Annotated in this window: 12 protein-coding genes; 6 read left to right on the top strand and 6 right to left on the bottom strand. The window is 66.7% G+C overall.

Translation table 11 applies throughout. The annotated features are described in order from the left end of the window. Positions 1–7 precede the first annotated feature (7 nt). The 3 genes from purD to NO366_RS14560 all read right to left on the bottom strand — a co-directional run bounded on the left by purD (position 8) and on the right by NO366_RS14560 (position 5,723). On the bottom strand, positions 8–1,300 hold the full coding sequence (gene purD, locus NO366_RS14570; RefSeq protein ID WP_256531510.1) for a phosphoribosylamine--glycine ligase: 1,293 nt from the start codon (positions 1,298–1,300) through the stop codon (positions 8–10). 119 nt (positions 1,301–1,419) lie between these two features. Next, complete coding sequence (locus tag NO366_RS14565; RefSeq protein ID WP_256531509.1) at positions 1,420–4,146, bottom strand: DEAD/DEAH box helicase; 2,727 nt, start codon at positions 4,144–4,146, stop codon at positions 1,420–1,422. Between the two features lie 2 nt (positions 4,147–4,148). After that, positions 4,149–5,723 carry a ribonuclease H-like domain-containing protein gene (locus NO366_RS14560; RefSeq protein WP_256531508.1) on the bottom strand — a complete coding sequence of 525 codons (1,575 nt, stop codon included), beginning with the start codon at positions 5,721–5,723 and terminating at the stop codon, positions 4,149–4,151. A gap of 225 nt (positions 5,724–5,948) precedes the next feature. Here NO366_RS14560 and thyA point away from each other — a divergent pair, with 225 nt between their 5' ends. The 3 genes from thyA to NO366_RS14545 all read left to right on the top strand — a co-directional run bounded on the left by thyA (position 5,949) and on the right by NO366_RS14545 (position 8,819). Then, positions 5,949–6,965 (top strand): thymidylate synthase, encoded by a 1,017-nt coding sequence (gene thyA, locus NO366_RS14555; protein WP_256531507.1) that lies wholly within the window; start codon positions 5,949–5,951, stop codon positions 6,963–6,965. Between the two features lie 2 nt (positions 6,966–6,967). Further along, on the top strand, positions 6,968–7,540 hold the full coding sequence (locus tag NO366_RS14550; RefSeq protein WP_256531506.1) for a dihydrofolate reductase: 573 nt from the start codon (positions 6,968–6,970) through the stop codon (positions 7,538–7,540). A gap of 70 nt (positions 7,541–7,610) precedes the next feature. Continuing rightward, positions 7,611–8,819, top strand: coding sequence for a potassium channel family protein (locus tag NO366_RS14545; protein ID WP_256531505.1), 1,209 nt, complete (start codon positions 7,611–7,613; stop codon positions 8,817–8,819). Between the two features lie 194 nt (positions 8,820–9,013). Here the strand turns inward: NO366_RS14545 and NO366_RS14540 are convergent, their stop codons facing one another. Continuing rightward, positions 9,014–9,535, bottom strand: a complete 522-nt coding sequence (locus NO366_RS14540) for a magnesium transporter (protein WP_256534034.1) — start codon at positions 9,533–9,535, stop codon at positions 9,014–9,016. Positions 9,536–9,606: 71 nt separating this feature from the next. After that, positions 9,607–10,179: a magnesium transporter gene (locus NO366_RS14535; RefSeq protein ID WP_256531504.1), complete on the bottom strand. Its 573-nt coding sequence runs from the start codon at positions 10,177–10,179 to the stop codon at positions 9,607–9,609. A gap of 154 nt (positions 10,180–10,333) precedes the next feature. Here NO366_RS14535 and NO366_RS14530 point away from each other — a divergent pair, with 154 nt between their 5' ends. Next, positions 10,334–12,583, top strand: coding sequence for a thioredoxin domain-containing protein (locus NO366_RS14530; RefSeq protein WP_256531503.1), 2,250 nt, complete (start codon positions 10,334–10,336; stop codon positions 12,581–12,583). Between the two features lie 7 nt (positions 12,584–12,590). Here the strand turns inward: NO366_RS14530 and NO366_RS14525 are convergent, their stop codons facing one another. Then, complete coding sequence (locus NO366_RS14525) at positions 12,591–12,971, bottom strand: TlpA family protein disulfide reductase (protein ID WP_256531502.1); 381 nt, start codon at positions 12,969–12,971, stop codon at positions 12,591–12,593. A gap of 167 nt (positions 12,972–13,138) precedes the next feature. Between NO366_RS14525 and NO366_RS14520 the strand changes: the two genes are divergently transcribed. Together NO366_RS14520 and NO366_RS14515 are read left to right on the top strand one after the other, a co-directional pair. After that, positions 13,139–14,131: a PLP-dependent cysteine synthase family protein gene (locus NO366_RS14520; protein WP_256531501.1), complete on the top strand. Its 993-nt coding sequence runs from the start codon at positions 13,139–13,141 to the stop codon at positions 14,129–14,131. Between the two features lie 177 nt (positions 14,132–14,308). Next, entirely contained in the window at positions 14,309–14,704 is a 396-nt protein-coding gene (locus NO366_RS14515) for a hypothetical protein (protein ID WP_256531500.1), read from the top strand. Positions 14,705–14,719: the final 15 nt, after the last annotated feature.

Raw genomic sequence — 14,719 nt, 5'->3', positions numbered from 1 at the left:
CGTCGATTCACTCGCCGCGTAGTTCGGCCATATGGTCGATTCGTCGCTGAACGAGTTCCTGCGTCCCGATGTCGTGACGGATGTGCAGGCCCTCCTCGCCGGCAACGGCCAGCGCGTCCTCGGCGATCGATTCGGCCTCGGCGATCGACTCGGCCAGTCCGACGACGGCGAACGATCGCGACGTCGTCGTGTAGATGCCGTCGTCGCGCTCGTCGACGCTGGCGTAGTAGAGCTGGGCGTCGCCAGCGTTCTCTTCAGTTATCTCGACCAGGGCACCCGCCTGTGGATCGGTTGGATACCCCTCGGGGACGGCGTACTTACAGACCGTGGCCTGTTCGGAGAAGGTGAGTGCCGGAAGCGCCTCGCCGTTACGAGCGGCCGTAACGACGTCCAGGAAATCAGTTTCGAGGACCGGCAGCGTGTTCATCGCCTCCGGGTCGCCGAACCGAGCGTTGAACTCGATCACCTTCGGCCCGTCGGCGGTGAGCATGAACTGACCGTAGAGGATACCCTTGTAGTCGTCTAGCGCGTCGACGGTCGCCTCGATGATCTCGACGGCACGGTCGTAGTCATCGTCGTCCATGAACGGGAGGGTTCGTCCGGCCGCCGAGTAACTCCCCATACCGCCTGTGTTTGGCCCTTCGTCGCCCTCGTAGGCGCGTTTGTGATCCTGCACAGCGGGTGTCGTCCGGACCGATCCGTTCGCGACGAACGCCTGTACGGTGAACTCCTCGCCGACGAGGCGCTCTTCGAGGACGAGTTCGTCGTAGTCGGAGTCGCGAATGTACGCCGTTCCTTCCTCCGGGGTGACCTGGTCGCCGATGACCTTCACGCCCTTGCCACCCGTCAGACCGGCGGGCTTGATCGCGAGGTCGCCGTCGTACTCGTCGACGAACGCGCACGCCGCCTCGGTATCGGTGAACGTCTCGAAGTCCGGACAGCCCGGAATCTCGTTTTCGGCCATGAACTCTCGCTGGAAGGACTTGTCCGTCTCTATCCGGGCGTCGGCCTGTCTCGGGCCGAACGCGTAGACGCCCGCGCGTTCGAGGGCGTCCGCGACGCCCTCGGCGAGGGGTGCTTCGGGGCCCACGACTGCGATCGTCGCGTCGACGGACGCTGCGTACTCGACGACGGCGTCCGTGTCGGTCGGATCGAGCGTCTCGAACCCGTTCGCGACCGCCGCGATACCCGGATTCCGGTTGCTCGCACACGCGTACAGGTCGACCTCGCTGTCGGCGAGGCTGCGGGCGATGGCGTGTTCGCGACCGCCGCCACCGATGAGGAGCACGATCTCTCGCATATAGTCGATAGCGAGAGGGGCCGACGGGTAAGCGTTACCGTTTCGATGGCTGAAACGTCGGTGCCGTCGGTCGTCCGTTCGCGACGAATCGCTCCTGTCGTCGGACCCAGACGCCCGACTCAGGAGTAGAACAGGGTCGGTCGGTGTCCCCGTTCGGGGGTCACCTCGTCCGCGGTGTCCTCGTTCACAGTCCCCTCGTCGGCGGTGGACTCCGACGTCGTCGATGTCTGCCCGAGCAGGGCGTCGAGGACGTCGATGGCCGCCTCGCCGTGCAGCGGTCGGTTGTCGTTTCCGCACTGGTCGTCCATGATGCAGGCCGGACAGCCGTCGACCCGCCCGCAATCGCATCCGGCGATCAACGCCCGTGCGCGCTCGGCGATAGACTCGAACTCCTCGTAGATGGCCCGGGAGAAGCCGAGTCCACCTTCGACGCCGTCGTAGATGAACCAGCCGCTGGCCGGTGGTCGCTCCAGGTCGTCCGCCCGCGAGCGGATCCGTGCCTCGGCCGCGGCGATCGAGTCCGGCGTCCTGATCGACGCATCGGACGAGCCGTCGTCGCCGGCGGGATCGGGTGTCGCGGCCGTGAGGTGGGCGTCGAGCGAGAGGGTAGCGAGGCCGCCGAGGTCGCGTTTGTCGACCATGAGTTCGAGCGGTGCGACGCCGATGGTCGCGTGTTCGGCGGCGTGCAGTCCGCCGGCGTACCCGACGTGCACGCTCTCGCCGAGTTCGCCGTCGAGTTCGGGCACCGCGAAGTCCCCGTACCGATCGACGAGCCGTACCTCGACGTCGTTCGGGACTTCGATCCAGCAGAGCTGGGTCTCCATCGGGAGTGCCGGCAACCCCGTGGGTACGTTCTGCCGACGCTTCCCTCCGCCTTCGATTCGAACCTGGTCGTACGTGCCGTAGTACGAGAGGACGGTCCCGGTACCGTGGTGGAGGACGAAGTCGCCGATCTCGCGAGAGCGCTCGGCTTCGGCGTCGAGGACGGTCACCTCGCGGTTCGTCCGCGTGTAGTAGTCCACGTCGACGGGTTGCACGACGACGTGCGGTTGGGCCCCCTCGTGGACGACGTCCGTGACCTCGTACTGACGGCCCTCGTGGAACCGGACGGCGCCCTCGTGGAAATCCCGGAAGACCCGTTCGCGGGCGAGTGGCTCCATCTCGGGGTCGTGTCGGGCATCGACGCCGTCGGCGAGGCGAACCGCGTACTCCTCGCCGGCCGTCGCGTACATCGACACCGTCGATTGCGGTCGTGGTGGACCGGTGTAGGAGACGCCGGTTTCGAGTCGGCCGGAAAGCTGGCCCGCCCGTCGCCAGAGTTCGATGGCGGATTCGAGCCGCTCGCGTTCGGCGAAGGAGTCCGCGTCGGTCTGGTCGAGCGCGAGTTCGTCCGCCGCACAGCGGACGTGCGTAGCGAAGACGGCGTCGTTCTCCGTGTCGACGACGGCATCCTCGACGTCGGACTCGGTGAGGTAGGTCGGGTTCGAGACGACGTACTGGTCCAGGGTTCGGTGGTCGGCGGCGAGCACCGAGAGCGCGCGCTCGGTTCCGCGGCCGGCACGGCCGATCTGCTGCCAGAACGCCTGGCGCTGACCGGGGTAGCCGAGCTGGACGGTCGCGTCCATCGCGCCGATGTTGAGCCCAAGTTCGAGGGCATTCGTCGACGCGACGCCATCTATGGTTCCCGTCTTCAACCCCTGTTCCGTGGCGTGGCGCGTATTCCGTGCGTGGCCGGCGTGATAGGCCCGCAGGTCGGTGCCGCGCTCGGGATCGGTGTAGTACCCAGACCACCGCTCTCTGGCGCGGCCGGCACGCTCGATCGAGAGTTCGGCGAGCTTTCGCGATGGGGTGAACAGCAGCGTCTGGGCGCCGTGATAGGTGAGGTGGCTGAACAACCGCGGGGCGTCGACGGACGCGGGGAGCCGATCGGCGTGTTCCGCATCGTCGTCGGTTTCGGTTCCCGTCTCGGCCTGGGTCTGCGGTACGGCGTCCCCGTCCTCGGACGATGCGCGCGGCGGATTCCAGAGGACGAGGTCCCGGGGACCACGTGGCGACCCGTCGTCGTCGACGACAGTGACGGGTTCGTCGATCAGCCCCCGTGAGTGTGCGTCCGGATTGCCGATCGTCGCACTCGTCAGGACGTATCCCGGGTCGGCCCCGTAGTACCCGAGGACGCGCTTCAATCGGCGGAGCGTCCAGGCGACGTGCATACCGTGCACGCCGGTGTAGGTGTGGGACTCGTCGATCACGACGAGATCACAGGCCCCGTAGAAACCCGCCCAGCGATCGTGGTCGTGGAGGTAGGTGTTCACTCCCGCGAAGTTGGTGATCACGACGTCGGCCGTCTCTCGAATCTCGCGACGCGTCTCGCCCCGTTCGGTGTCGCCGTCGTAGACGCGGACGGTGACGTCCAAGCCGAGCGTCTCGTAGAGGTCGTTCAGTTCCCGCTCCTGATCTCGGGAGAGGGCCTTCGTCGGGTAGACGACGAGTGCAGTCGATCCGCGATCCACCCCGTCTAGCGTCGTCGCGGGTCCGCCCGCGTCGAGGTAGCGACGAGCGATCGCCAGGCCGTACACGAGCGTCTTCCCAGAGGCCGTGCTCGTTGCGACGCAGACGTTCTCGTCACGGGCGAGCGCCCGGAGCGCCGCGTCCTGGTGCGAGTAGAGGTCGTGGCCCAGTGCCTCGGCCAGGCGCGGACGGAGGACGTCGCGTGCGGGTACCGTCGATGCCTCACGTGCTGGGACGTCGACGATCGTCGCCTCCCCCGGGTCACCCGGGAACGTCTCGATCACGTCATTGGCGGTCAGTTCGCCGTCGTGGGTCGGCGGTGCGTCGGTCCCGTCCATGATCAAAAGTCACCGAGTCCAGTCTGGCCGGACGGCGTCGCGGCTGCAGACGCACCTGAAATCGGCGTGTCGGCCAGCGCCTCGTAGACGGTCCACAGTGCGCGACAATCGTTCTCGCAGTACCGTTCGTGACGGTCCCAGTCGAGTGGCTCTCCGGTCCGGACGAACTGCGAGTACGCGGCTGCGGTGGTCGCCCCGTCGAGACCGGTCCCCGAACCTGCGTACCCCAGCGCGTCGGCGACGTCTTCCAGTTTGTTCGTCCGGCCGGGGAGCACGGCGTTCCCGTCGGTAACGGCCCACCCGTAGAGGTCGCGCTTCGCGATCGAGTCCCAGGCTTCGCAGTAGGCGGGAACGTATCGCTCGACGAAGGACCCGAGGTGTTTGTAATCGAACTGCCAGCCGTTCCACGTGAGCAGCGTCCGGTCAGGGTGCGTTCCGACGAGCCACTCGACGACGGATTCGATCACGGTTCCCGGCTCCGATGGGTCGGTCCGCTCAACGAACGCGTGATGGTCGTCGGTCGCAGGGTCGTACACGCCGATCTGCCAGATGATCGTCGGCGAGAGGCCGTCGGTCTCGATGTCCAGGCACAGCGGGGGGTCGGCGTCGGATTCCCCGGGAAGCGGCTCCGCCGTCACCCGACAGGGCTCGCCGGTTTCGAGTACGCGGGCGTGCTGATGCATCCGGTGGGCGGCGGTTTCGCCGATTCCTGAGAGGACAGCCAGTTCGGACACCGGCGTCTCGAGGAGGTCGGCTTTGCTTCGAATACCCCGCTCGTCCAGTGCCCCTGCCGTCTTCGCACCTACGCCCGCGACGGCCCGGATTCCGAATGTGTCCGCGCCGATCGGTTCGACGCTCCGGATCGGCCAGGGGTCGCCGGGGTCACCGTCGTCGCTCGCACCGTCGCGTTCCGACGACGTACCGGGTGCGAGATCCATCGTGACGACGGTCCCGCTATCGCCGTAGTCGTCGATCGAGCCGACGCCTCGAATTCGGAGCCAGACGGCGGACGCGTCCGGCGTCGAGTGCTCGTCCGACCCGAGTTCCGCCGGTTCGCGGACGGCGCGGACGCCGCCGTCCCGATCGAGCACCCAGCACCGATCGTAGGTTGCAGGCAGGCGACCGGTGAGGACCGTCCCCAGACGTCGATCGCCGGGGACGCAGTCGACGAGGGCGTCGGCGTGATCGAGCGACGCGCCGAGCGTGGTTCGATCGACCGTCACACCGATGTCGTCGCAGACGAAAATCGCGGGTCCGTCGGTCGCGTTCGATTCGAGCCGCTCCACGGTGGCGGCCGCCGTCGACAGCGCCGTCGCGCGCTGGACGGCGATCAGTCGAGTGCTACCGACTTCGTGTTCCGAGACGGTGCCGCCGGCGTCGCCGAGGGGCGGGTGGACGATTGGGACGTCGAAGTACTGTCGCGCCCGGGCGGCGGCTTGCGGTCGGCGACCCGGGCCCGGGAGCAAGACGAGATCGGGGTCGGCGTGCGATCGGACGTCGGTTAGGGCCGCTGACTCCCGCGTCGCCGCCATCTCGGTGGGAAGCGCGAGCACTCGCGCACCGACGTCGCCAGTCATCGAACGGAGGAAGGGAGGCTCGTCTCAAGAGGGTTCCGAGACCGAGGCGAAAGTGGTCCGTCGATTCGAATTCGTGTTGGGGGTATTATGGTGTGAGTTATCCTTCCCGGCCCCCAACGATCCAAAATACAAAACGATGGCTTCATGCCCGGCATTTCGCTTCGCACAGGACGTCACAGCACCGTATCATCGGAATTTATGACCTTCCGCACGGAGTGACTCTCCATGCAACAGTACCTGGACCTCGTCGACGACGTCCTCTCCGACGGGACGTACAAGCCCAACCGGACGGGCGTCGACACCATCTCGCGCTTCAGCCGTCACTACGAGGTCGACCTGCAGGAGGGCTATCCGCTCCTGACGACCAAACAGATGGACGGCTACCGCTGGAACTCGATGATCCACGAGGTCTGCTGGTACCTATCGGGCGAAGAACACATTCGGACCCTGCGAGAGGAGACGAAGATCTGGGACGCCTGGGCCGACGACGAGGGCCGACTGGACACGGCGTACGGCCGATTCTGGCGACGGTTTCCGGTCCCGGACGAATCGTCCCAGCTCGCGGGCGAGTCCTGGCCCGACGAGGCCCACCGCTGGGTGACCGAGGAGGCCGACGGTCGGCGGACGTTCGACCAGCTGCAGTACGTGATCGACACCCTCTCTGACAGCCCAAACTCGCGACGCCTCGTCGTGAACGCCTGGCACCCGGCGAACGCGGCCGTCTCGACGCTGCCGCCGTGTCACTACACGTTCGTCTTCAACGTCCAGGGCGATCGGTTGAACTGCCACCTGACCCAGCGCTCTGGCGACGTCGCGCTCGGCGTTCCGTTCAACGTCGCCGCCTACTCACTGCTCACGAAAGTGATCGCCAAACAGACCGGATTCGAACCCGGTACCTTCGGTCACACGATCGTCGACGCACACGTCTACTGCGGCGCGGGCGAGCGCGGCGAGTGGTACGCAGACACCCTCGACGCGCTGCAAGACCGACTGGCCGACGTCGGCGAGCGCGAGGAGTACCGGGACGTTCGCGAGTGGGTCGAAGCGAACGCGCCGCCAGAGGCCGAGGGCGACGAAAACATGGACCACGTTCCGGGGTTACTGGAGCAGTGTGCCCGGGAACCCCTCTCGCGCCCGACGCTCTCGGTAGGCGACGTCTCCATCGACGACATCACTGCGGCCGACGTCGAACTTCGCGACTACGAGAGCCACGACGGACTCACCTTCGGCGTGGCGGAGTGACGATGACGAACTCCGATACGCCACCGCGTGACGGGGATGGGGCTCCCACGATCGAGACGGAGCTGGAACTGGTCGCGATCGTCGCCGTGGCCGAAAACGGCGTCATCGGCGTCGACGGTGGGATGCCCTGGCACATTCCCGAGGACATGGCACACTTCAAACGGGAGACGACTGGGCATCCGGTCATCATGGGCCGGGTAACGTACGAGAGCATCGTCGCGGGACTCGGCGAGCCGTTGCCCGATCGCACCTCGATCGTCCTCACCTCCCGGGACCTGGAGACGCCCGAGGACGTGGTGGTCGTCGACGGGATCGAGGCGGCCGTCCGTGCCGCAGAACGTGCCGATCGCGATCGTCACGACAGATCGGGGCGCGCCTACGTCGCCGGCGGCGCGTCCGTCTACGAGCAGTTCCTCCCGGCCGTCGATCGCCTCGTCGTCACCGAAGTCGATCGATCGCCTGACGGCGACGCGTTCTTCCCGGAGATCGACCCGGCCGTCTGGCGGGAGATCGCCCGCGACGAGCGCGATGCGGTGACGTTTCTTGAGTACGAGCGCACGCGTTCTGGATCGTAGTTTCACCGCGTCACGACCGGTCCAGTACGTGTGAGGAACGTTTTTCAGCCAGCGCGTGTTCTCTCCACCCATGGACCCGTTCGAGGGCGAGATCTCGGCCGGTTCGATCGAGTACGAGCCGGTCAGCGTGAAGGACGTCCTCGTCGAGATGAAGGACACGGCCGAGTTGCTGATCGACCTCTCCTTCTCTGCGATCCTCCACCAGCACCACGATCTCGCCCGGGAAGTCCTCCGGCTGGAAGAGCGGATGGATCTCCTCGAACTACGCGCCCGGATGAGTCTCCTGATGGCCGCCCGTAACCCGGACGACGCGGAGCGCCTCGCGCCGGTACTCGGGATCGTCGCCGCGACCGACCAGATAAGCGACGCGGCGGGCGACATCGCGAAGATCCTTCTGGAGGACGCTGGCCTCCCGGAGGCGATGCGGACGACCCTCCCGGAGGCGATCGAGTCGCTCGAACGCGCCGAGGTGACGGCCGACTCCGCGTACGCAGGTCGCACACTGGTCGACATCGACCTCGAATCCGAGACGGGCGTCCGCGTCATCGCGCTCCGGAGGGGTGCCGAGTGGCTCTTCGACCCCGGCCCCGAGACCACCGTCGAGGCTGGCGACGTGGCCTTCTTGCGCGGGACCGAGACGGATCTCGGACCCGTCGTCGAGACACTCACCGGCGAGCCGTACGAGCTGGCCGAGCCGGAGTCACCGGAGATCGCCGACCTCGAGCGGGCGATCGACACGATCGTTCACATGAAGAACGTGAGCGAACTCGCGGTCGACCTGGCCTACAGCAGCGTCCTCTTCGACAGCCGACCCCTGGCGGAAGAGGTGCGTAACCTCGAAATCGAGGTCGACGCGCTCCAGTCGCGCTTCACCGCGTGGGCGCTGAAGGCCGCGGGCGAAGCCGAGGATCCGGTTCGCATCCGCGGGCTGATGATCCTCGCGAGCGCCACCGAGGAGATCAGCGACGCGGCGATCGGCATCAGCGAAGGGGTCCTCCGCGAACTTGACGTCCACCCTGTCGTCCACCTGGCCGTTCAGGAGTCGGACGAGATCATCACCCGGATCGTCGTCGAACCCGGGAGCGAACTCGTCGACGCGGACGTGATCGACGGGCGCCTGGACGCGGACGCCGGCATGAGTGCCATCGCGATCCGCCGTCCGGAGGACGGGTGGTTGCTCATCGCCGACGCCGACGCGCGACTGCGCGCCCACGACGTCCTCATCGCGAAGGGAACGCGAAACGCCGAGGAGTCGGTCCAGCCACTCTCGGAATCCTGAGCGACCTCGTTCGTCCGAACTGAACTTTACGTTCGTCCGATCTGAACACCACGTCCGCTCGATCCGGAGCGCCCTCGTTCGTCCGAACTGAACACCACGTCCGTCCGATCCGGAGCGCCCTCGTTCGTCCGAACTGAACACCACGTCCGTCCGATCCGGAGCGTCCACGTTCGCTCGATCCAAACAGTCCGTTCTCATAGCCCGACGACGAGCGACGACACCGCGATGAAGATGACCACGCCGAAGACGTCGATCAGGCTGGTGATGATCGGGATCGTCGTGTCGTCGGGGTCGACGCCGAGTCGATACGAACCGTACGTGGCCGCGAAGCTGAACACGACGACGAGGAGTGCGATCGCGAGTCCGCTCCCGATCGAGATGGCGAGCAGTGCCGACAGCGAGAGGCTCGAACCGATCACGAGTCCCACGAGGAACGCACCCACGCCGAGGAGGGTGAAGACGGTGAGCGCCAGGGCGACGATGGCGATCACGTTCGCCCAGAGGTCGGGATCGCGAACGTCGAGGTCGGTCATCCCGAGATGAAACCGGGTCGTGAGCCGCGAACTGAGTATCGCTCCGAGATTGCCGCCGGTTCCGATGATCGTCGGCACCATCACGGCGAGTAGGCCGTACTCGGCCAGGAGGGCCTCGGCGTCTTCGAGCGTGAGGCCCGCCCAGAGCACGATCGCGGAGAGGACGACGAGCAGGGGAAACATCGTCCGAACGATCGATCGCGTCGACCAGGTGTCGAGTCCACCGTCGGATTCGACGCTCCCGCCTGCGCCGATCACGGGACGAGCACCTCCACGGCGACCACCGCGAAGAGGAGAAAGAGCATGCCGAAGATGTCACCGATGGTCGTCACGACGGGGCCGACGAGGTTGTCGGGATCGTACCCGCGTTCGAAGCCGACGAAGATGACGCCCAGGAGGCCGGCGACGAGGACGACGGCGGTCAGCACGCCCGAGATGAGCATGATCGCGACGAGTTCGTACAGGGCGGCGACGTCGCGACCGAGCCCGCGGAGGACGACCCACGTGAGCACGGCGATGACGATCGAGATGCCGATCGCGTTGACGAGCGAGGCGACGACCGCGTTGACCAGTCTGTCGTCACGAGCGAACCGCGGTTCGATCACACCTTGATGGAGGCCGCTCGAGATCCGACCGCCGAGTGCGCCGTAGACGTTCCCGCGCGTGGCGAGGAACACGGGTATCATCACGAGTAACCCGGGAAAGTCCGCGACTCTCGGCACCATGTCTTCTAGGACGAGACCGGCGAAGAGACCGCCGAGCAGCGAGACGAGGAGGATCGGTACCGCCTGGCGATAGATCGTCCAGGCCTCCGACCGAACGGACATAGCGGATGCACTCTCAGTCGCCTGTTAAACGTACCGGATGAGCCCTTCTGGCGGACGTGACGGCGCGTGACGAGGCGCTTTCTCGCCTCGCCGCTCGGGCTGTCCCGGTGGCCGCGAGACCATACCTTTTGAACGCACTGCCCGTAGGGGACGTATGACCGACCCGCTGGATCGTAATCGACTCGGCGACGAGGCGAGCCCGTACCTCCGCCAGCACGCCGACAATCCGGTCAACTGGCAACCCTGGGACGAACGGGCGCTAGGCGCGGCTCGCGAGCGCGATCGACCGATCTTTCTCTCCGTCGGGTACTCGGCGTGTCACTGGTGTCACGTCATGGAAGCGGAGAGCTTCGCCGACGAGACCGTCGCCGAGGTACTGAACGAGGGGTTCGTTCCGATCAAGGTCGACCGCGAGGAACGACCCGACGTCGACACAGTCTACATGACCGTCAGTCAGGCCGTCACCGGCCGGGGCGGCTGGCCACTCTCGGTCTGGCTCACCCCCGACGGGCGACCGTTCTACGTCGGGACGTACTTTCCGCGCGAGGCCCAGCGCGGAACGCCGGGATTTCTCGACCTCTGCAGACGGATCCGCAGCGCCTGGAGCGAGAACCGCGACGAGCTCGAGTCGCGAGCGGACGAGTGGGCGTCGATGGCCGCCGATCGACTCGACGCAACTACATCGGGGAGCGAACCGGCGACGGACACTGCCGAGTCGACGCTCGAACTCGACACAGAGGTCGGACCGAACGAACCGGACGCGATCGAACTGGTGGGGGAGGCCGCGCTCCGCGCCACCGACGACGACCACGGCGGATTCGGCCGAGGCGGGCCGAAATTTCCACAGCCCCGGCGCGTCGAGGCACTCCTCCGGCTGTACGCAGACCACGACCGACCTGCGGCCCTCGACGCGGCCACGCGGACGCTCGACGCGATGTGCGCCGGCGGCCTGTACGATCACGTCGGTGGGGGGTTTCACCGCTACTGCGTCGACGCGGATTGGACGGTCCCACACTTCGAGAAGATGCTGTACGACAACGCGACGATCACGCGCGTGCTCCTGGCCGGCTATCAGCTGACCGGCGAGAAACGCTACGCGCGAACGGTTCGCGAGACCGTCGACTTCGTCGAACGGGAACTTCGCCACCCGGCTGGCGGCTTCTACAGCACGCTCGACGCTCAGAGCGAGGACGAGTCCGGAGAGCGAGTGGAGGGCGCCTTCTACGTGTGGACGCCCGACGAGATAGCATCGGTCGTCGCGCGTACAGGTCTGTCGGAGACCGACGCCGACCTCTTTTCGGATCGGTACGGCGTCACCGACTCTGGCAACTTCGAGGGACGGACGGTGTTGAACGTCGACGCGTCGGTCGACGAGCTCGCGGCAAACTACGGACTGGCGAAATCGACCGTCGTGGACCGACTCGAATCCGTTCGCGAGGCCGTCTTCGACGCCAGAGCGTCGCGGCCGCGACCCGCGCGCGACGAGAAGGTGCTGGCCGGGTGGAACGGCCTCGCCATCGACGCCCTCGCGAACGCCTCGGTAGTACTGGGGGCGGACGGCGTCGACGCGGACGGTGTGAGTGTCGACGGTGACGCCGACCGGTATTCGGGGCCTGAGTCGGACCGCTACGCCGGCCTGGCGGTCGACGCGCTCTCGTTCGTTCGCGACCGACTGTGGGATCCCGGGGCCGGACGGCTTCACCGACGGTTTCGCGACGGCGACGTCGCCATCGACGGCTACCTCGACGATTACGCCTACCTGGCGCGTGGTGCGCTGTCGTGTTACGAGGCGACCGGTGCCGTCGACCACCTCGCTTTCGCCCTCGATCTCGCCCGGTGTATTCGCCGGGAGTTCTGGGACGAGGCCGCCGGGACGCTGTACTTCACGCCCGAGAGCGGAGAGACGCTGCTCGCGCGTCCGCAGGAACTTCGTGATCAGTCGACACCCTCCCCGACCGGCGTCGCCGTAGAAGTCTTCGCGATGGTCGACCCGTTCACCGACGAACCCTTCGGCGAACTCGCTCGCCGGGTCGTCTCGACTCACGCCGAGGCGATCGACGAGTCACCACTTGCGTTCGTCTCCATGGCCCTCGCTCGCGACCTCCTCGCCCGTGGCCCGCTCGAGATCACTACGGTCGCCGATTCCCGATCGCCGGAGTGGGCAACGAGTCTCGCGGAGACGTACATTCCACGACGACTGCTCGCACCGCGCCCCCCGGATGCGACGCTCGAGGAGTGGCTGGCGACGCTCGAGGTCGACGCCGTCCCGCCGATCTGGGCCGACCGGACGCGTCGTGACGGCGAACCGACGGTGTACGTGTGTCGGAACCGCTCGTGTTCGCCGCCCCAGCACGACATGGAAGCGGCGCTCTCGTGGCACGAAGCCGCCGACGCACCGTTCTAGCGGTCGATCACGCGGTGGCAGCCCACTCCTCGATCGCGTCCGCGAGGTATGTCGCGGGCGGGAGGGCTTCGTCCTCGACGAACCGGGCGACTTCGGTGCCATCGTCCGTCTCGACGACGATCGTCGGAATGTACTCGATACCGTACTCGTCGACGCCCTCGCCGTCTTTGTCGCGATCGACGGGTCGCGCGTCGATCCGCTCGTCCGGGACGTCCGCTGCGTCGAGCGCCGCGCCGACGTCCGGGAGGGCGGACCGACAGTCCGGACACCAGTCGCCGGCCCAGATGCGGTAGGTTAGCTCGTCACGATGGGTTTCGATCGTCTCGACCACGTACTCGTAGGAGGCGCCGTCCCACGTGGGATTCGGTCTGAGGCTTTCGAGTTCCATGAGCGACGGATGGGCTGGCACGGAGATAACACCAGCGGGTACCGGCGTTCGTTGCCTCCCTCGAACCAGTGTCATCGCCTGGTGGACGGAGCGAGAATCGGACGTCCGGCGCGGCCATCCTCTCGCCCTCCAGCAGGTGTTTACGTCTCGCGCTCGTTGCTCCGGCGATGAGAAACGGTATCCTGGACACCGTCGGATCGCCACTGGTGCGCGTCACCAGCCCGTCCGGCGCGACGGTTGCGGCCAAACTGGAGTCGCGCAATCCTGGGGGTTCAGCAAAGGATCGGCCCGCGATGGCGATGATCCACGCGGCCGAGCAGGCGGGCGAGCTGTCGCCCGGCGATCGACTCGTCGAACCGACCAGCGGGAACACCGGAATCGGCCTCGCACTCGTCAGTGCGGTCCGCGGCTACGACCTCACGATCGTGATGCCGGCCGGCAAGTCGGCGGAGCGACGGCAGGTGATGGCGGCATACGGGGCGGACATCGAACTGGTCGAGGGCGACATGTCCGACGCGCGCGAACGAGCGGACGAACTCGCGTCCGACGGCGCCGTCCAGCTCGGCCAGTTCGAGAACTCGGCGAATCCGGAAGCGCACTACCGGACGACGGGACGCGAAATCGTCGACCAGGTCGACGACCGCTCGATCGATGCATTCGTCGCCGGCGTCGGCACCGGTGGAACGATCACCGGCGTGGGCCGTCGGATTCGCGAGACATTTCCCGACGCCGAGATCGTCGCCGTCGAACCGGAACGAAACCCCGTACTCTCGACCGGAAAGTCGGGCGACGACGACTTTCAGGGGATGGGTCCCGGATTCGTGAGCGAGAATCTCGACCGCTCGCTCGTCGACGCCGTCGAGACCGTCGCGCTGGAGGACGCCGAGGCCGAGTGTCGCCGCCTCGCTCGGGAGGAGGGTATCCTCGTCGGTCAATCGAGCGGTGCGGCGAGTCTCGTCGCGCGCACCGTCGCGGAACGAATCGCCACCCCCGGTACCCCGTGTCCGGACCTTCCAGACGCTCTCGATCGCCAGTTCGGAGACCTGGATGCCGCTCGCGCGACACGGGCCGACGGTGGCGGCTCCGCGGATTGCCCGCTCGTGGTCACCATCTTCCCGGACAGTGGCGAACGGTACCTCTCGACGGGGCTCTTCGACTGACGGGCCGTCCGTTTCGATTTCCGAGAACCGTCCCTGGTCTGCGCCAGAGTGGGGACTCGGACCGTGTAAGCCGTGAATCGTTACTCGTGGACGTAGTAGCACGTTTGTACTGTCCTCACCATTCGTCGCCGCGATCGGAGAGTGACGGTTTTGTCGATTGGGGTGGAACGGTCTCGTATGCCAGCCGACGAACTCGACGGCCCGCCGGTCGCGGTGTTGCCGTCGGTCGAACCCGGTGACGAGCTCGAACTGTTCTTCGACCGGTACAACGAGAGCTACGACGAGACCCCGCAATCGCCGATTCAGGTCACAGCGGTAGCGGTGGAGACGAGGGAGTTGACCGCCGAGACGGACCTCTTGCCGGGATCCCTCCGATCCATCACGCTCACGGTCCCCGAGGACGACGAGACGGCGAGTACGTACTGGATCGAACACCGGACGGAGTACGAAGACGAGGAGGAACGCCAGTCGGTGAGCGCCCTCCTCTACGAGAACGAGATGTTCAGCGCGATGACGACGACCGGTGAGGTCGGACACATCGATCGCGTCGTCGTCCATCGCGAGGCAGAGTGAGGGCGGTCGAGTTCC

It is taken from the genome of Halovivax cerinus, from assembly GCF_024498195.1.
Taxonomy (GTDB): Archaea; Halobacteriota; Halobacteria; order Halobacteriales; family Natrialbaceae; genus Halovivax; species Halovivax cerinus.
Note: the sequence above shows the minus strand (reverse complement) of the source record. Positions and strands in the feature narration are given on the sequence as shown.